Annotated in this window: 14 protein-coding genes; all 14 read left to right on the top strand. The window is 46.1% G+C overall.

Translation table 11 applies throughout. The features are described 5' to 3' along the window. Window positions 1-39: 39 nt before the first annotated feature. The 14 genes from ACKTS9_RS05905 to ACKTS9_RS05840 all read left to right on the top strand — a co-directional run bounded on the left by ACKTS9_RS05905 (window position 40) and on the right by ACKTS9_RS05840 (window position 18,753). Window positions 40-2,517 (top strand): LuxR C-terminal-related transcriptional regulator, encoded by a 2,478-nt coding sequence (locus tag ACKTS9_RS05905; RefSeq protein WP_407879512.1) that lies wholly within the window; start codon window positions 40-42, stop codon window positions 2,515-2,517. A gap of 825 nt (window positions 2,518-3,342) precedes the next feature. Beyond that, the gene (locus tag ACKTS9_RS05900; protein WP_407879510.1) at window positions 3,343-4,668 is read left to right on the top strand and encodes an extracellular solute-binding protein; all 1,326 of its coding nucleotides are present in this window, start codon (window positions 3,343-3,345) and stop codon (window positions 4,666-4,668) included. A 146-nt stretch (window positions 4,669-4,814) separates the two neighbouring features. Continuing rightward, on the top strand, window positions 4,815-5,798 hold the full coding sequence (locus ACKTS9_RS05895) for a carbohydrate ABC transporter permease (protein ID WP_349217247.1): 984 nt from the start codon (window positions 4,815-4,817) through the stop codon (window positions 5,796-5,798). A gap of 12 nt (window positions 5,799-5,810) precedes the next feature. Further along, window positions 5,811-6,641: a carbohydrate ABC transporter permease gene (locus tag ACKTS9_RS05890; protein ID WP_349217246.1), complete on the top strand. Its 831-nt coding sequence runs from the start codon at window positions 5,811-5,813 to the stop codon at window positions 6,639-6,641. Window positions 6,642-6,679: 38 nt separating this feature from the next. After that, on the top strand, window positions 6,680-7,750 hold the full coding sequence (locus tag ACKTS9_RS05885) for an SIS domain-containing protein (RefSeq protein ID WP_349217245.1): 1,071 nt from the start codon (window positions 6,680-6,682) through the stop codon (window positions 7,748-7,750). A 17-nt stretch (window positions 7,751-7,767) separates the two neighbouring features. After that, window positions 7,768-8,703 carry a BadF/BadG/BcrA/BcrD ATPase family protein gene (locus tag ACKTS9_RS05880; RefSeq protein ID WP_349217244.1) on the top strand — a complete coding sequence of 312 codons (936 nt, stop codon included), beginning with the start codon at window positions 7,768-7,770 and terminating at the stop codon, window positions 8,701-8,703. Window positions 8,704-8,800: 97 nt separating this feature from the next. Beyond that, window positions 8,801-9,733 carry an amidohydrolase family protein gene (locus tag ACKTS9_RS05875; protein WP_349217243.1) on the top strand — a complete coding sequence of 311 codons (933 nt, stop codon included), beginning with the start codon at window positions 8,801-8,803 and terminating at the stop codon, window positions 9,731-9,733. Window positions 9,734-9,750: 17 nt separating this feature from the next. After that, the gene (locus ACKTS9_RS05870) at window positions 9,751-10,908 is read left to right on the top strand and encodes an iron-containing alcohol dehydrogenase (RefSeq protein WP_349217242.1); all 1,158 of its coding nucleotides are present in this window, start codon (window positions 9,751-9,753) and stop codon (window positions 10,906-10,908) included. Between the two features lie 1,132 nt (window positions 10,909-12,040). Beyond that, a complete protein-coding gene (locus tag ACKTS9_RS05865) occupies window positions 12,041-13,315 on the top strand; it encodes an MFS transporter (protein WP_407879505.1) in 1,275 nt (424 codons plus the stop codon). Between the two features lie 35 nt (window positions 13,316-13,350). After that, complete coding sequence (locus ACKTS9_RS05860; protein WP_407879503.1) at window positions 13,351-14,640, top strand: alkaline ceramidase; 1,290 nt, start codon at window positions 13,351-13,353, stop codon at window positions 14,638-14,640. A 16-nt stretch (window positions 14,641-14,656) separates the two neighbouring features. Further along, window positions 14,657-15,565: a DMT family transporter gene (locus ACKTS9_RS05855; protein ID WP_349217239.1), complete on the top strand. Its 909-nt coding sequence runs from the start codon at window positions 14,657-14,659 to the stop codon at window positions 15,563-15,565. A gap of 14 nt (window positions 15,566-15,579) precedes the next feature. Further along, the gene (locus ACKTS9_RS05850; RefSeq protein ID WP_407879500.1) at window positions 15,580-16,377 is read left to right on the top strand and encodes a threonine/serine ThrE exporter family protein; all 798 of its coding nucleotides are present in this window, start codon (window positions 15,580-15,582) and stop codon (window positions 16,375-16,377) included. A gap of 2 nt (window positions 16,378-16,379) precedes the next feature. Beyond that, complete coding sequence (locus tag ACKTS9_RS05845; RefSeq protein WP_349217237.1) at window positions 16,380-16,835, top strand: threonine/serine exporter family protein; 456 nt, start codon at window positions 16,380-16,382, stop codon at window positions 16,833-16,835. Between the two features lie 37 nt (window positions 16,836-16,872). After that, window positions 16,873-18,753 (top strand): hypothetical protein, encoded by a 1,881-nt coding sequence (locus ACKTS9_RS05840; RefSeq protein ID WP_407879498.1) that lies wholly within the window; start codon window positions 16,873-16,875, stop codon window positions 18,751-18,753. The last annotated feature ends 767 nt before the right edge of the window (window positions 18,754-19,520 follow it).

The raw sequence follows: 19,520 nt of genomic DNA, 5'->3' as shown, positions 1-19,520 counted from the left end.
ATAAAAAAATGGAAAATTTGCTGCAAAGGGGGCGCTGTTTTGCAGACGAAAATAAAGCTACTCAATCGCAGGCGGATCAATCAGAAGTTGGAGAATATCTTTTTGTATCCGCTGTCCATCGTGCATGCGCCCATTGGATATGGAAAGACAACGGCAGTCAGCCAGTTTTTGAACCAGTATGCTGAAACAGTGGATCTTGTGTGGGCCTCTCTGGCTGGAAGCGGCGGCTCGGTGGAGTATCTATGGAACCACTTGGTGGAGAATATTCGGGAGAGCGATTTGCGCCACGCGCTGAAAAAAATGGGTTACCCTTATGATGAACTCAAGCGTGTTAATTTGGTGGATCTGCTGATTGACTATGAGTATAAACGCCCGGCGGTATTGGTGTTGGATGATTTTCAGGTGATTGACGATCCAGGAGTGTTTGCGCTCATCAAGCTTGTGGTGCAGGAGCATATCAAGAATATGCATATTGTGCTGATTACACGCGATTTGTCAAAGTTGGATGCGGCAGGGCTGTATCAGAAACAACTGTGTTTTACTTTGACGGAAAAATCCCTGAAATTTACCAGAGAGGAGATTCAACGGTATTTTAATATAGCAGGTTGTGTGCTGTCAGAAGACGATGTAGAAAAAATATACAGCTACACAGAAGGCTGGGTATCAATGGTGTATGTGCTGCTGAAAGGGATGCAGCGCGGCTTGCCAGTGGGAAAAAGTGACACGATAAACGATATCATTGAACAGAATTTATACAATACGCTCAGTGAAAAAGCGCGTGAGACGCTCTGCAGGCTGTCTTTTTTGGAGGCTTTCACGATTTCCATGGCGCTTTATGTGCTGGATGACCCGGAGGCTGGATATGTTCTGCAGAGGCTGATCAAGCAAAACACCTTTGTTGTATACAATGAGTTTGATAAAAGCTATAAGATACGGAATCTGCTGCAGGAATTTTTTGGGCTGCGGGCCAAATTTTTGAATATTGATTTTCGGCCTTTGTACAAGCGGGCCGGAGAATGGTATTTGCGCGAGCGGCAGTATGAAAGAGCTTTTGAATATCTCTATCAGGCAGGCGAGATAGAGATGATCTTGGCGGAATTCAACCGTGAGAATACGCCGGATATTCAGTTTACACAATTTCGGCGGTTTTTTCCTATTTTTGATACGCTAACACAGGAGCAATGCCTTAAATATCCAATTGCATATTTGCAGTATATCCGTATTCGCGCGATGGGTACAGAGCAGGGGGCGTTGGGACGGTGCCGGGACAACTTGGATACCATGGAACGGTATATTCAAGGTTCGACGTTGAACGAGGGCTATAAGCGGTTCCTTTTGGGCGAAGTGAATGTAATTCGTACATTTGTGGTGTATAACGACCTGGAGGCAATGGTACGGTGCAATGAAAAAGCAATGGAGTATTTCTCGGGGGGATGCTCCTGCATTGTAACGCGACACAAGGAATTCACTTTCGGGTCTCCGCATCTTCTCTATGGATATTATAAAGAAAAGGGTAAGTTGCGGCACACGGCAGAATATCTTGCGCAACACAGCGAAAGTCTGACGGCTCCCGTTGATGGCTGTGGCACGGGGTGTGACTCTGTCGCACTGGCGGAATACGCTCTGGAGACGGGTGACTTCGACCATGTGGAGTTACATGCATATAAGGCGATGTATAAAGCCAAAGCGGCGAAGCAGACCTGTCTGATGGTTTGCGCTCAATTTGCGCTGGCGCGGTTAGAGATTCTGTGCAGTACCAGTGAGAGGGACCCGCAGCTGATGGGATCCCTTCGGGAAGAAGTACTGAAGGAAAACAATCCGGTCCTCAATTCGACGTTTGCGTTGTGCGACGGATATTTGAATGCCTGCCTGGGACGCAGTGGTGAAATTGCGGAATGGATACGTAGCGGCGATTGGAGCGGAGCCAGTTTTCTGCGCCAGGGAATGCCGTTTTATCACACCGTATATGCGAAAGCGGTGATGCTGAGCGGTGATGCGATTCGGCTGGAAGCGGTGTGCGAGATGGCGCTGCGCGAGTTTGCGCCGTATCAAAATCAATTGGGACTTCTGCACAATGCAATTTATATGGCTGTGGCACAAAAGCAGCTGCATGGAGAAGAAGCCGGATGCGCCGCGTTGTGCCGTGCATTGGAAATTGGGCAGGCGGATGGGATCGTGTTGCCTTTTGCTGAAAATGCTGTGTATATTTTGGACATGCTGGAAAAAATTTCAGATCAGAATGTTTTTGATGCTGCATACATGAACCGTGTTCTTTTTTGTGCACAGGAATATCAAAAGCGTGTAGAATGCTTAAATTTTAACAAAGTTGTGCTTACTGCAAGGGAAAAAGAGATACTCGGCCTGCTGGAACGCGGATGCAAGCATGAAGAGATCGGGGAAAGGCTGTTTATTTCGGTGACAACGGTGCGTTATCACATTAAAAATATTTATCAAAAATTGGAAGTCAATAATAAAGTTCTGGCGATAAAGAAGGCGCAGGAGCTGAAGCTTCTGTAAGCTTTACGCTGTTGCTCGTAAATCGATTTGTCCTTATATATGCACGAGAGCGCTGTGAAGTCCGTTCACAGCGCTCTTATTATCATGGTAGCAGAGCCCCGGCGGTTTGCTGCTGGGGGACAAAAATACCGCTAAGCCAGTGTCATTTAGGCGCTGGCCTATTTTATGCCCAAGCGAAGTTCTTCCCTTTAGAAGCAAGCAGATCCTTTGGTCCCGAAAAAACCACCATGCTGCCTGGAAATGTTTGGCAGCCACCTTACAGAAAGAACGAGGAGGTTTCAAACAAGATGAAGAAACGTACAGCGTGTTTCAGCTATCGGTGTAGTAGAGAAGAGAGTTTTCGTAAGCTTTGTAAAGAGACAATCACAAAGGCAAGCGTGTGCCAGTTACAGTTATATACTAGTCATCATATCTCGCTGAAATATCAATACGGAAATAGGAAATTCCGGCGTTGAGTGTACTACGTGGACACAGTTGAGGGCCACTGAAGGAGATGACCATGTGTTATACTCTTCTGGAACTTCCGCCAGCTCCCGGTTCAACCGGAAATAGGACTTGATGTGCAGAAAAAGGCTACCCTATCAATGAGAGGGGGAATGAAAAAACAATGAGGAGAAATACCCCGGCAATACTATTATTAATGATAGTGCCGCTGAAATGTCGAGATGGTTATAATAGAGACAGCAAAGGCAAAATACACTTTTTCGTACATCATTTAAAAGAAAAATATATGAAATATTCACAAGAATGGCTTGGCGGACAGAAAACGATGCGGCATTGGATTGTATTGCGTATGCAATAGAAAATAAAAATGAGGTGAAAAAGATGAAAAAGGTGAAACGGATTTTAAGTCTTGTGCTCGTGCTGGTCATGGCAGCAGGCCTTGCTGCTTGCGGCGGTGGAGGTACGTCTGGTGCCGGTTCCAGCACAGCGGCAGAACCGGCCGGTAGTCAAGGAAGCGGTGAAGGGTATGAACTGACCATGTGGCTGTTCCAGGACTGGACCGTAGGAACAGCGGCGGAGATATTCAACACATGGGCAGATGAATACATCGCGCAGCATCCGGAGGTGAAAAGCATCACCTTCGTTGGAAAACCGGACACAGAGATTGTATCTGGGTTTATGGCTGGCGGTTCTCTGCCAGACATGTTTGCCATCCAGTTCCTGAACGGCAAGCGCATTGTGGAAAGTGCGGATATCCTGAATCTTCAGCCCTATTATGATGCGGCACCCGAAGAATACAAAAACGCCCTGAATGCTGATGCCATGAAGGATTTGATGACGAATCCGGAAGGAACCTGCTGGGGGCTTCCGTTCACTGCAAACTGTCAGCTTTTATACCGCAATTTGACTGTTTTGGAGGCCTGCGGCATTGATACGTCCAAGCGCCCTGAAACAATGGATGAATTGCTGGAACAGTTTGCTATCGTGCAGGAAAATGGTTATGATGTTTTGCCCAACCTGACGGCCAGCGATTGGGTAACGAGCGCGTTTGTATGCGGCAACCCGGATTTGAAGGTCGGTTGGGAGAATGGAGAAACGACGATTACGGCAGAGGCATTGGAACCCGGATACGAGCTGCTGAAGGAAGTTGGGCAGTACTCTGCGGCTTATACGTTCCTGGACCAAGCAGCCACAGACGCGTTTACATCTGATAAACTGGCCTTTACGGTACATGGCCCGTTCCTGAATCCTAACTTGGAAGCTGCTGCCCAGGAAAACAGCAATTTCAAATATGATGCCATTCCGATGCCTTCTCAGGTGGCCGGCGGCCCGTACAGTGCTTCCTACGGCAACGAATGGTTAGGAGTTGTGGACAGCGGAGACCAGGGGCGTAATGACGCGGCAGCTGGGTTCCTGATGTATATCACCGATACCGAGCAGATGAAGACGTTCTGCCGTGAGATGGGACGCCCTGTTATGAACAATGAAGCGATGGACGAAATTGCGAACGATCCGGAGTCGCCGTGGCTGTTGGGCGTATGCAACGAGATTGTGAACAATTGTGTGAACCAGGCGGTCCCGTTCCGCTGCGATATGATGTGGGAGACAGGCTGTGCTGATTCTATGTTCGGGCTTTGGGATGGAAGCCTTACAGATGCCAAGGCGGCGGCTGAGGATTCCATTGCAATGATTAATGAAAATGCATAAACCAGTTGCGTAAGCTGTGTGGGTGCGCGGCCCGGCCGCGCGCCCACGGTTATGGCCAGTCTGTGAAAAGCCTCTCGCAGGCTGGCCATAACCGTGGGCTATTCGGACGGGGCCTGGGAAGAATCAGGGAAAAAGGAGAGAGCGCCATGACAAATACAGTCGGAAAACATGTTGCGGGGCAGAATCATATGAAAATTGGAGGCAGGGCTTTCTGGCGTAAGTACGGGAAGCATTATCTGGGCCTTGCGCCGTTTGTTATTTTTTTCGGCGTTTTTATTTTATGGCCGATGCTATATGGACTGGTGATGAGCTTTTTTGATTGGTCCACCAGAACAAATGCGGAAATTTCTTTTGTCGGGCTTGAAAATTTTAAAACCGTGCTTAGTCAGGAAACGCAACAAGGAAAACGGTTTTTGACCTCACTGAAAAACCTGTCACTTTTCGTGGTGCTGGTAGTGCCGCTGAACCTTATTTTTGCCACAGTCATTTCTCTGGTAATCAATCAGTTCCGCGGTCGGATGCACAATTTTCTGCGCGGCGCATTTTTTATGCCATATGTTGCACCGTTCTTTCTGGCTACGGGCGTTTGGCTGTGGTTGATGAGTGCGGATACCGGGCTGGTGGCGGTGCTTCTGGCCAAAATAGGAATTGGCGAAGGTGTTACCTGGCGCCTGACACCGGGATATTTTACAGCGCTTCTGATCATTATTGACCTCTGGCGTGCAATTGGTTTCAATATGATCATTCTGACCGCCGGCATGAAAAATATCCCGAACGATTTATACGAAGCATCCATGATCGATGGTGCCAGCACATTTCAACAGTGGATTCATATCACCATCCCAATGCTGGAGCCGGTGCTGTTTTTTGTGGTCGTGAATTGCTTTATCGGGGCAATTCAAACTTATGACATTCCGTGGGTGCTTTCCAATTCCAGCGCTGTGGGCGTGATTGGCGGAAAGAATGCGTTTGCCAGTTATCCTGTCATGGAAATCGTGGGCAACGTATATTCGGGAAAAGCGGGCAATTTGGGTCGTGCGTGTGCAGAAGGCTTTGTGCTGATGCTTATTATTTTCACCATTACGCTGCTCCAGATTATTTACCGCAATCGCAAGAATAAGGACAATTGAGGGGGCGGTATTATGATGAAGAAAACTTCTCCGGCAGCCAAGATATTCAGCTGGGTATTTGCACTTTTCTGGCTGGTCGTGTGCCTGCTGCCCTTTACGCAGCTGATCAGCGTGACATTTTCAACTGCGGACAGAGGGATTGTTTCTACGTTTTATCCCAATTCGCTGTCCAGTGGCATCGAAAATATCAAGCAGGCGTTGTTGCAAACCAATCTGGCGCCGTCAACTTTTCAGACGCTTATCTATGTGAGTGTGACCATCGTCGGCATGCTGATCGTGTCTTCTCTGGCGGCGTATGAGCTGGCGTGCTTCAAATTCCCGGGACGCGATGTGATTTTTATGCTCATTTTATCGAGCATGATGCTTCCGATGATCACTTACGTCATCCCTCTTTACCGATTTGTGTATAACTTGGGCTGGAGCGATACATTGATTGGTCTCGCAATTCCGTCCATTCCATCCGCATTTGCGGTATTCATTATCAGGCAGTTTTTAGAGAGTATGCCGCATGAACTGATAGAAGCCGGTGAGATAGACGGCGCAGGGCATTTGAAAATATTTCTGCGTGTGGTATTGCCGCTGATGGCCACGCCGTTGCTGACGGTGACAGTCATACAGTTTATGCAGGTGTGGGGTTCCTTTTTGTGGCCGACATTGGTGGCGGGAACCAAATGGAAGCCCGTCAGCGTCTTGGTGGCTGGTCTCCTGGGAGATGGCTCTTGGATTGAAGGCCGCGTAAAAATCGCTGCGATGCTGCTCAGCGGCATTCCGCCGGTAGCTGTATATCTCGTGTTCCAAAAATACATTGTTGAAGGCATAGCCACATCGGGCCTGAAGGGATGAGCCGTTGCCGGAAGATTTTGAAAAGGAGAAATGAATTCATGGGGAATAGGATGTATCATTACTGGAAAAGCCAGCCCGCGGTACTCCGGCAGATCCTTGAACAAAAAAAATCACAGACAGAAGAATTTGTGAAGCTGTTTTGCGCGGTGAAGCCGGATAAACTGTATCTGATTGGCAGCGGCACTTCCCTGAATGCGGAACGTGCTGCCGCAGGATATATGGAAACGATATTGGATGTAGATGTATGTGCAGTCCCCTCTTCACGCGTCCCGAGGCTGCGAGGCGAACGGCCCATGGTCGTGTTTATTTCGCAGGGGGGCTCGTCGACCAACACGCTGCAGGCGATGGAACAGCTTGCCGCCTACCCATCCATCAGCATCACTGGAGAGGCAGAATGCGAGATTCGGCGGCGCAGCAGACATCATATGCTCATTGGTTGTGGAGAAGAACTCGCAGGCCCCAAGACGGTAGGATATACAGCGTCGGTACTTTGTTTTTACATATGTGCGCTGGAGGCTGCCTTAGCTGCCGGGACGATCGGGCTGGAGAAATACAATGCGGAGATCGGCGTGCTGGAGCTTGCCGTGACTCAGATGGAAGAAAATATCCGGCGCACGGAAGCGTGGTTCCAGAGAAATCAGGATGAACTGATGCAGATTCGTAAATATGTCCTGGTCGGATGTGGCAGTGCATTTGCGGCCGCTACAGAAGGATGTTTGAAAATCCTGGAGACAATCAAAGTGCCGTCCATGAGCTTTGAATTCGAAGAATACCTGCATGGACCGATCATTCTGACAGACCGGGAACTGGGCGGGGTGTTCTATATCAGCGACGCGCCCGGAGAGCGGGAGCGCATGATGGAACTGGCACGCTGCCATGCCCATTTTTCACCCTATGCCTATATGGTGACTACGGATGAGTCGATTCAGGGGGAAAAAGTTCTGCATGCTCTGCGCACCGGATATGACCACACGCAGATTTTTGAAGCAGTGCTGCTTCCACAGCTCTTGGCGGCACGGGTACCGGAGCTATTGGGATTGGCTGAGGGGTCGCCGGCATACGATTTGTATACAAAAAACTGTCCCACCAAGTACAATAACGGAAGATAAAGGCAGGGCAAGATGATATGAAATATATCTTAGGCATAGACAGCGGTGGTACGAAATATCTTGTACGGGCTTGTACGCCGGAGGGCGACGTGATTGCGGAGTACGTTGGATTTCCGGCACCGCATTACCGCCTGGAGCGTGAAGAAGTAATTAAACGGATCAATGCAAATATTGATGCATGTTTGGCCGAATTCGAAGGCTCCCGCAAAGAATGCGTTTACCTTGTCTGCGGGACAACAGGCCTGGATACGGATCGGGACCAGCAGGTAGTGGATGATATTTACAAAGGCCTTCCCGGTTTTGTATGTCCGGTATTGTGTGTAAATGATGCACAGGTAGCACAATTTGCCGTCACCGGGGGAGTGGGCGTAGTCGTTATTGCCGGCACCGGTTCCATTGCATTCGGCTGCAATGAAAAAGGGCAGACAGCACGGTGCGGCGGCTGGCCACCCTGCATTTTTGGCGACGAAGGTTCGGGAAGCTGGATCAGTATGCGTGCGTTGAATCATATGAGCCTTTTGATGGATGGGCGGGTCAGGCCGTCTATCCTCAGCGGGAAACTCAACGAAGTGCTGCATCTGGAGCGCAAGGAAGATTTAATCGGCGTGTGCATCGACATTGAACATATGTGCTGGAAAAATCCGGGTCTCGCAATGGTTGTGGACCAAGCGGCCGAGCAGGGGGATCCCTATGCAGTTGAAATACTCAAAGAGGCGGCGCATCATACTTTTTCGCTGGGAGACACGATCGTACAGCAATTGCATTTGGCAGAGCAGCCGGCATTCCGAGTGGGTGCTTGGGGCAGCGCAATTGTGAAGAGCAAGCTTCATTTTCAGTTTTTTAAAGAGCTTTTTACTGAGAAATATGACAATGTTGAGGTGCTCATTGCCCGGGAGGATGCCGCGATGGGAGCGTGCAGGATTGCCCAGGCGCGATTGAAGAACGCAGAATGATCAGCCGAGGTCCCGGTGCTGCGCGTCCAGCGCGGCTGGGACCTTTTTTACAGACTGCGCTGTGTATGAAACAATGAAAAAGAGAGGCATTTTGGATATGAAAAGAAAGATCATTGATTTCCACACTCATCTGGGAGATATTTTTCATGACAGCAGAAATATCGTATTCCATCCGCAACTTCATTTTTCCCCCTACCCGGACCCGTTTGAGGATTTGGCGCGGGATCATTACAGCCGTGCGCTGGTTACGGAAAACCAGGAGGAGCAGAATATCCTGATTGATGCCGGGCAACTGAGGACATGGGAATATGGGAGCCTGGAAGCGACCCAAAAGGCGCTGGATGAGAATCATATCGATTATGCAGTGTCACTGCCTGTTATGCCAAATTCCAGCTTCGAAGAAGCGCTGGCGGCATCGAAGCTGGAGCCGAGACTGATTCCTTTTACAAGTGCGGACTTCAGCCTCCCCATCCCGGAAATGAAGGCCAAGCTGAAAAGGGATATCATGAGGGGGGCAAAAGGGTTAAAACTGCATCCTATTTTGCAAAATGTACCTCTTACAGACGAACGCACTTACGCAGCTGTAGAGGTGTTTGGAGAACTGGGATTGCCGATTACTTCCCATTGCGGGATCAATGATTATTATAAGCCGGGAAGTAAATATCAGGCTCTGGCACCCAAGGAATATGGAGAGTTGCATTATATGCTTGCCTTGATCGAGAGGTATCCGGATTACATCCTCATTCCAGCGCATGCCGGAGGAGATTGCGGCTGGGAGTACGAGGAGTTGGCGCAAGCGGTTCACAAGCACGGTTGGAAAAATGTGTATACAGACACGTCGTTCAAAAGTGCCAAGGTTATGAGGGAACTGGTTGAATTGTTTGGCGAAGATAAGTTGTTGTTTGCAACAGATTATCCCTTCGACGGGATTACACAGTCTGTTATGGCCTGTGAAGAGGCTTTTGCGGAAGATCCTGTTCTTGCGGACAAGGTGTTTTACAGAAACGCAGCGAAGCTGCTTCACTTATGAGGAAAGGAGGATATAAAATGGAATTTACATTGTTGCAGGAAGCCAAGATACTGTACGGTGCAGGAAAAGTGCAGGAGACAGGAGCGCTGATGCGTTGCCTGGGCGTGGATAAGGTTCTGGTAGTCTGCGATGAGGGCGTGAAAAAGGCGGGAATTGTAGAGCGCGTAACAAACAGCCTCACGCAGGCACAGGTGAAGTTCGTGCTTTTTGATAAAGTACAGGCGGACCCGCCCAGCGAAGTCGTGGACAAAGGGGCGGCCTTCTGCAAGGCGGAACAGTGTGGCGCTGTAATAGCGGTTGGCGGGGGAAGCAGCATCGATACGGCAAAGGGAATCAATTTGCTGCGCTGCAATCCGGGAAAAATCATGGATTACGCCGGGCCGAAAGGCGAAATGAAAAAAGCGGGCGGTCTTGTGGCGATTCCCACGACGGCGGGTACAGGAAGCGAATTGTCGGATGGCCTGATCATCACCAGCCCCGAACATGTTAAATGTCCGATTTTGGCGACAAACGCAATGGCAGAGTATATTATTTTGGATCCTTTGCTTACGGTGGGGCTGCCGGCAGGGCTTACGGCTTCTACGGGAATGGATGTTTTGGCGCACTCAGTGGAATCGTACACATCAACGGCGGCATCTGTGCCCACAGACCAGATCAGTGAGGGGAATATCCGTTCAGTTATACAATGGCTACCTCTTGCAGTGTCACATCCGGATGCCTTAAAACCGCGGGAGCATATGGCTGTGGCCAGTATGTTGGGCGGCTGGATGCTCCGATACGGACATACGCATGCGGGGCACTCCGTAGCACATGTCCTAGGTGCCCGGTGCAGCATTCCGCACGGATATGCTTGTGCTTACGCGCTTCCATGGGTTTTGGAGTTTAATGCCCCGGTGCTCCTGGAAAAAACGGTTGCCGTGGGGAAAATGTTCGGATGTTCGTTTACAGGCGACGAAACACCGCAGCAGATCGGCATGGTTGTCCGTCAAGCTGTCACATCCTTCCGGGATGAAATGCTGCAGCTGCGCCCGGTTTCAAGTTTTGTCGAACGGCCAGATAATGGGATGCTGGATAGGATGGCGGCGGAAATTGAAGTGGATTTGTTCCAAGCGTTTAATCCTCGCAGGATGAACAAGGAAGATGCACGGATAATATTGGAAAATATATTTTCATAGGCACATAGTCAAAGGAAAATGCATAAAAAAACAGCAGCCAGATGGATACGGCTGCTGTTTTTTTGAATGCTTAAGCGAAAGAGCAACCTCAGCTAAGTAGAAACGGGAAACAGAATGATATAGTAAGAGACTTTTTTTGGCAGAAAGGAAGTCGCGATTGGCCAAGTATAATAATATTTAGTAAAAGCGAAAGAAACAGAGAGTTTGAGGCACAACATGGAGGTACCAGTATCATACGTACATGACAGCAAGCTGCTTACTGGGGGTGACCAGTTTTTGATTTGGGACCATCCCCTAATTTCCCTGTTTATAGTGCCGTGATTGGTATAACTGACACTCCATTCATTTGTATTTCTAATTTATAGGTTTGGAGTGTCAAGGTTTCTGCCGACTGCAGAAGTCAATGTAGTGATGTGGAATCTCTTTTCTATAGTTTGGAAAATGTAAACGATGCCTTCCGGAAGAACTCATATATTCAGTTTCTTTTGGCCAATATAGATACAAAGAATTTTACAAGGTTTTAGAGAATGGCCGATGACGTGAAAAGTATGCTCCGCATTAGAAATGCGGGCTTCAAAGTCATAAGCCGATAGAAATTCGTGAGGAGGCAGTGGGCATCATTCCTTGATAGCCAAAGTACTTGCGTAGTGAACAGTTTTGCAGACTGAGATTTCCCTCTCTAACGGGTCTGCATCAGGTTACGTCATGTGGTTGGTATCCGGCAGGGAAACAAGAAGTGCATGAACATGACGCCTCAAGAGATAGTTATTGGGGAGACCGCGATTGGTGGTTGCCACAGGCTGAAATAGAAGAATCCGAGCGTCACGCGGAGTTTTAGCCAGTGTTTTATTCCGGCGATGAAGCAGGCAGTACAGTTAAGTCGCAATTGGGATACAGAGGAGTTTTTTTCTAAAAAGTACAGAATGGCTTCCAGTAGATTGAAACGGTTCTCGATAGATAGAGTTGGATTGACTATTGCCTTGTGCTGTATGAGCATTGAACGCGGCACTATAGGTGGACCGAGCTATATGGAATTATCCCATTTTGATGAGCCAAAGTGCTTGGCACTGTTGATATTTTTGCACTACATTCAGTTCAATGACTTTCAGAATATAACAAACGAATCCGATGAGTGCCGGCACTAAGCGTTTTGAAAGCGCGATATTTTGAAGGATATGTACAGTATTCGGCAAAATTAAGGGGTGTATCATCGACAACACAAAACAATATTTGGAAACCATTCAACGCCAAGTTTTTGCAGCGACTGGGCGGTTCCGATTTAATGGTGTTTCTGTTGACTGCATTGCCTGGACTGGTGGCAGTATTGACATTGATCCCCAGTTCGCTGTTTTTAGCTCGAAGCAGGAGCAAAAAAAGAGTAATGAAAGCGTTGTTCTATACGAACAGAGGATTGTTGCTTGTAATTGCAGTGATTCCGTTCCTTCCTGAATCTATACGCCCGTTAATTTTTGTGCTCTTAGTTGGATTTATCAATTTTCCGGATGGGGCTTCTCAAAACGCGATGCAGGGGTATGTTGGCGAATTGTTTGAAGAAAGGGAGCGAGTTGAGGCGCTCTCTCTGCGAATAAAGTTCAGCACCTTTTTTACTCCATTTGTGACGATGCTCACAGGGGCACTTCTCGCACATTTTGAAAATTCCGGCAATGAAATTTTGCGCGTTTATCAAATCATTTTTGTGGTTGCGTTTTTGCTTGGTATGGTGGAAATTTCTGTATTTTCACGTTTCCGCGACCGGGAAATGCCGGCAGATCAAAACAAAGAAGGCGGTGCTGAGTTTTGTGCTGATACGATCAAACAGATTTTTAAAAACCGTAAGTTCGTAAAATATATTATTCTTCTTTTTGTGTTTAACTTCTTTTGGCAGTCAGGCGGTCCGCTCAGCAGCTTGTATATGTTAAATGTTCTTCATGCCAATGAACTTTGGATTGCTTTTTTTTCTATTATCTCGGGGATTGTAGCGCTTTTTACAGCGCCGTTTTGGAATAAGTTGATCTTCCGCATTGGAAATAATCGTTCGTTAATCCTGTTGTCTCTTGTTATGGTATTTAATCTGGGATTGTACCTTTTGGCAAAAGATTGTTATGCGATGTGTGCAATTCAATTGGTAAACGGATTGGCTTTAATGGGGAGTGGCGTAGTTATCATTAACGGTGTGTATGAAGTGGCCCCTCGTGATAACAATGGGTTGGTGTATATTGGGGTTTATAATACACTTTATAACATTTCGATGTTTGTGGCGCCGTTCTTTTCCTACTGGATTCTTTCGCATTGGAACCTAACCACCGCAATTGTGATTGTCTCTTTGGGAAGAGCATTTTGCTTTGTCCTTTTTTTACTGACGCTCGGAGGAGAAAAAAAGTTGATTCCAGGAAAGGCGCCCTATTAATTTGCCGAACTTGCAGCTTTTCAAGGAGGATTTTTATGGAATTAGGAACGGCTAAACGCTGCATTACGCCCCAAAAGTCATTGCGACTGAGTGGCTTCTCGTTTCGGAATAAAAAATTTGACGAAGTAAGCCAGGATATTTATTTACGTGTTTATTTTGTAAAGCATTTAAAGCGGCAGCTTGTAATTGTTTATGCGGATTTGCTCGGCTGGGGCGATCCACTGGTGTCGAGATTGCGCACTGAATGCAGCCAGAAGTTTGGATTGCGGGCTCAGGATTTGTTTTTTGTCGCTTCACATAATCATTCCGGGCCGCCGTCCGGATTGGTCGCAACACATGCGGTGGAAGAGCCGGATCCTGCTTATTGTGATTTTTTGATCCAGGAGGTTTTGATTGGAATTGAATCGGCGGAAAAAACTATGGAACCGGTTGACCTTTTCCGCAATGACGGAGTTTGCCCATTTAATATATATCGGCGGAAACCGGAAGGCCCTGGTGCAACTATGCGTCCGAATTATGAGGTCCCGGCGGATCAGAGATTGGCGACGATTTCTTTCCGAAAACGAGACGGGGCGCTGAAAGGTATTTTAATCAGCTATGCGTGTCATGCCAATATTGCTGGTGGAAATACGTTGCATCCTGATTTTCCAGGGATTGCGATGGACTTGATGGATAGACGTTTCCCAGGCTGTGTTTGTTTGTTTTTGCAGGGATTTACGGGCGATATGCGGGCAAATTTTGTTTTGGGTAATGAGTTTTACAGAGGAAGCTATCAGGATGCGGCAGTATTTGGCGAGAGATTCGGAAAACTGTGTGCCAATTTAGCGGAACAGCGTTCTGAAGAAATTCCCCCTTTTCTGTACTCTAATCAGATGAGAAGCAAACTTCCGCTGAAGAATTCTGTGGGACGGGAAGAGTGCCTGAGATTGATAAATCAAGGGTCCTTGTTGGAAAAGGATTGGGCAGAGGTGATTCAGAAAAAAGCCTTCGCTGCTTACGAAACGCTAGATGCAGGGTTAATTGTTTTGGGGGCAGGGATAGAATTTTTTACTCTGAATGCGGAAGTGTCACGTTTTTATGCGGAATATGCGCGGACGTTGGTTCCTGATGCGCTTTGTGCTGGTTACGCGAATGGTTTGATCGGGTATTTGTGTACAGAAATGCAGATTCGCCACGGCGGCTATGAACCGAAGGAATCTGCAGTGTATTTCGGCTTGAACGGAACGTATCCGCCTGAAATAGAACAGAAGATTCAAGGTGCGTTGGAAACGCTTTGGCGGAACGCACAAAAAGAGATTGAAAGAGATGGCTTTTCAAAAGAATAAGTAAAGTGTGAGGGTTATGAAAAAAGACATGAATCCAACATCAAAAATGGCAACGCTTTGGGTTTTGATGGCAGGGTGCCTTTGGGGGACCATGGGGATTTTTGTGCGGATCTTTGAGACCATGAACTTGACTTCAATGCAAATGGTACAAATTCGCAGTAGCATAACAGCAGTATTGGGCATTCTGGTTGTGTTGTTGTGGAAACCAAGTATGCTGAAAATACGAGTAAAAGATGCATGGTGTTTTATTGGTACAGGGATTTTCAGCATGGTTTTTTTCAATTTCTGTTACTTTTCAGCTATTCAAAAACTGGATATTTCTGTAGCAGCGGCACTCCTGTATACGGCACCGGTCTTTGTCTGTTTGCTTTCCAACTTTTTGTTTGGAGAGCGTATTACACGCAGGCATGTGGTTTGTATGGGATTGGTTTTGCTGGGATGTGTGCTGGTCAGCAATATTCGCCTGAATGAGACAAACTGGTCGATTATCGGTGTGGTTCTTGGTATAGGTGCGGGTATCGGATATGCGTTTTACAGCGTTTTCTCTCGTTACGCTTTGCAAAAGGGATATCATCCGGTCACGATTATTTTGTATACGTTTATCTTTGCCTGCGTTGGTGGAGCGTTTTTTGTTAATCCAATCTCTTTGGTACCACTGGTCTTGTCTCCCAATACAGGGCTTCTTTGTATTCTATATGCCTTAGCTACAACATTATTGCCATATTTCTTTTACACTACGGGTCTTACCTATTTGGAAAATAGCCGAGCATCGATGCTGGCGGCAATTGAACCGGTGACAGCAGCATTTTTAGGGATTATCTGTTTCAAGGAAATTCCATCTGTTTTGGAATTTGGCGGAATTATTTTGATTTTGGTGGGAATCAAAATTTTGAACGCTGCCAAAACAGAAAGTTCTTCTTCATAAGGATTTAGACGTTTATGCTCAAGGTATATACATTGCCTCAAATTTCAAATAGGACAGAAAATAAATATGCGGAGATTCTGTCGTGCATTTTGGATCTCGGTGAACTTTTATTGATCAGCGGCGCGGAAGTAATGCGCGTAGAAGATACAATTATACGATTGTGTATGGTTTATGGTTTCACGAAAGTAGAGGTATTTACCATTATATCCAGTATTGTTCTGACGGTTCAAAATGGGGAAGGTGATACGCTAACACAAACCAGGCGGATTTATGCACGCGATACGAATCTGGGGCGTGTGGAACAAGTGAATGCCCTTTCCAGACACATTTGTGCTAACCCGGTTTCATTGAAAACTTTTCAGCAGGAGATAAAAAGAATTCGGGATCAAAAGGCGTACTCATCAGTTTCAAAATGTTTGATGTATGCAGTCGTATCGGCGGCTTTTTCGCTCTTTTTCGGCGGAAATTTTGTGGATTCGATAACGGCAGCACTGTCGGGAATACTGATGTTTGAAATGTTTTGCCTTTGCCAGCATTTGTATATAAACGGCGCTTTGAAAAATTTGTTGGTAAGTATTTTGACTGCATTGGCGGTACTGGGCATGGTGAATCTGGGCTTGGGAGAGCATCCGGATAAAATTATCATAGGAAATATTATGCTTCTTATTCCTGGGCTTGCTTTGACAACCTCGCTGAAGGATATGCTCCATGGAGATACACTTTCAGGGCTGTTGGGATTATATGAGGCGGTATTGAAAGCTTTAATCGTTGCGATGGGGTTCGCGGTCGTGATTATACTGGCGGGAAAGTAGAAATGAACACAGCTGTTTTGCAAATTGTTATGGCTGGAATTGGAGCGATGGGATTCTCAGTTTTATTCAATATTCGTGGATACAAAGTCGTTTTATGCAGTATCGGAGGAGCGCTGGCGTGGAGCGTGTATTTGATCTGTGTGGAGAATGGTATGGAAATTTTTACAGCGCTATTCGTGGCGGCTATTGCTGCCGCTGCCAGCAGTGAATTACTGGCAAGAGTAGTAAAGGCACCGGTCCTTCTGTTTCTGGTGCCCATTTTGATCCCACTGATTCCGGGCAGTGACCTCTATTATATGATGAGTTTTTTTGTGCTGGAGAAATATCGGGATTTCGGTTGGTATGTGCAACGGGTTCTCGTTGAGGCAGGGGCAATTGCGCTGGGAATCATTTGTGTTGAATCATTTGTGAATGTACTGTTGAGTTTGTGCGCCATGTGGATGAAAAAAGAACGCTGAAAGGTGTTTGAATTTTGTACAGAGAGGAAGGATTTATTTGATCGGTCAGTTTGAAGATTGCTATGCGAAGTTTAAAGACGGAAAGCTTTTACTTGGGAACAAACGGCTGGAGCGCTGCTATTATTTTCAAGATGGAAAGATTATTGCCGGTTCTTTGTGGGATAAAAGAAATCAGTCATGTGCGTTGCTGGATTCTGAAAGGCCGTTTGTCCTTCCATATGGTGAATTTGAAAATCTGTTAATTCATTGTGAGACAGAAGATGCCAATGGCTTAAGCAGTTCGTCTTTGGGGATCACTGTGAAGATGGAAAATGATTTTGCAACGCAGATTTATCATGTGGAGATATTCCCGGATATGCCTTTTGTGTCTACACGTTTTTCAGTTCTTCGAAAAACTTCTCATGAAACAGAAAAATCAGAAAAATACGATCTGATCGAATGTGTCAAATTGCCGACGATCCATTACAATATAAAAGTAATGGAGCTGTTTGATAAGGATGATTTTTGTGATACGCTGATTCGTATAGTAGAAGATTCACCCTACCCGAATCGATACGCAGGTTATCGGGGAGATATCTTTGTCGTCGAACCCACAGGGGAATCCCAGGCGGTGCTCATCGCGAAAGATTCTCCGGTTGGAACTTCGCATTTGAATCGGCCAGTGCATGACTTGGCGGTTACAAGCGGTGAATTTGAGGTGTATGGCAGTGGCGTTGACTTTTCAAATTTACCGGTAAATGAAGAAGTTGAATATTATGGTGTAACCGTAGGAATTGGCGACAAAGAAAAACTTGTGACAGAATATCGGCGGCTTTTGTCTCTTCGTAAAAAGGGCGAAGGCAGGTTGTTTGTCATGGCAAACACATGGGGAGATAATAACTGCGAAAAAGCACTTTGCGAAGAGTTTCTTAAAGCAGAGCTGGATGCCGCTGCAGATATCGGTGCGGATGTGGTTCAAATCGATGACGGTTGGGAGAAGGGAATCATTACGGATCCGAATCGTTATATGGAACATATTTTTGAAGGTTTTCACCGGGCGTCTTCTGAGTACTGGACAGTGGATTTGAAACGTTTCCCGCATGGCCTTGAGCCGATTGTGGAGCATGCAAAAAAATGCGGTGTCAGGCTCGGTCTTTGGTTTTCGCCAGATTCTTACGGAGATTTTGAAAATTGGGAAACAGACGTTAAAATTCTTAAGGATTTTCAGAAAAAATTTGGAATTCGGTATTTTAAACTGGATGCTGTGATGTTGCGCTCCAAAACAGGCGATCGAAATTTTTCTGCTATGGTAGAAGAACTTAGCCAGTCGGGGGCATGTCTGCAGTTGGATGTAACAGCAGGCGATCGATTTGGATACCATTACAAGGTGCAATATGGGGTGTTGTTTATTGAAAATCGGTATACGGATAACGATACCTACTTTCCTTATCGCACGTTAAGAAATCTTTGGATGCTGTCGCAGGTGATACCGTCCAGATTTTTGCAATTTGAAATAGCCAATCCAAGACGGAATGTGGAACGCTATGGCGATGACCCCTTCGCCCCGAATCGGTATGATATGGATTATCTTTTTGCATCGGTTATGGTAGCAAATCCTCTGCTGTGGTGTGAATTAAGCCATTTAGAAAAAGTAGATGCAGAAACTCTTCGAAAAATTATTTGTGTATGGCGTTCTCACAGCCAAGCGTTGTATCAAGCTGACGTTACTCCGATTGGAGAGAGTCCCAATGGGAAGAGTCATACAGGTTTTTGGGCCTGCAACGGTTCGGATGGGTATTTTGTGTTTTTACGGGAAAACAATGATGAGGCGGAATACGAATACAAAATTCCGACATTGGCAGGTAAGAAACTACAGATAGAAACACTCGCCTCAAATGGAGAAAGTGGTATTGAACAGCTTGGGGGGGGCGCAAAATAAAATAGCAGTTCACTTTGCAAAGTGTAATCAGTATGTATTTGCAAAGTATAAAGTTGTGGATCCGTGCTGAGATGAAGAAATAATTTTTGACAGATGTTTATCTGGAATCAACAAGGAGCACTACTCTCTCTTGTTGAACTATGGAGCTTCAGTTGATTTGCTGTTCTGCGAGGATGTTTCCGATGAAGTGCTAAAAAACTAATTGGTAATAATAAATTTGATTTTGGAACTTTGAAAATATTTTGTTGGGCAGAAAAGAATATCGATCCTTTATTTCGTCTTCTGTATCTTCAATGATGCAGAGAGTGGTTGGTGCATGGTTGCGAATAACATTGTGGGTTCACCACAAATATTATTTATTGCGCTGTAATTTTTGTTCGAATTGGCATAATAAAAGAAAAATTGGAAGACTTTCAAAAAGCACGATCAACCGTCGAGATGGCGTTATTGAAAAATGAGAGTGGTTGCGAATTTCGACGGATCTGCCGAAGTAATAAAAATCCCCTGCTTTACAAGGGGGGGGATTTTTGTTTTTATGTGTAGGACGGAAATTTTGCGGAATTCATGCTGAAAACACAATGTTATAATATAATGAAACATATTGAGAATGAAAAATGGCCCAAAAGAACAAAATCATTAGCGAAACATATAAAATTGATGCTAAATATTCATTTTTTTTGACAAAAATATAATTTAGGGGTTGATTTATTTTAAAAAATGATATATTGTAATTACAAAGTAAAACATATTGTACTTATAAAATATAA

The organism is Owariibacterium komagatae (genome assembly GCF_045865535.1).
GTDB classification, from domain to species: Bacteria; Bacillota; Clostridia; order Oscillospirales; family Ruminococcaceae; genus Ruthenibacterium; species Ruthenibacterium komagatae.
This window is presented reverse-complemented; position numbering and strand designations above follow the sequence as displayed.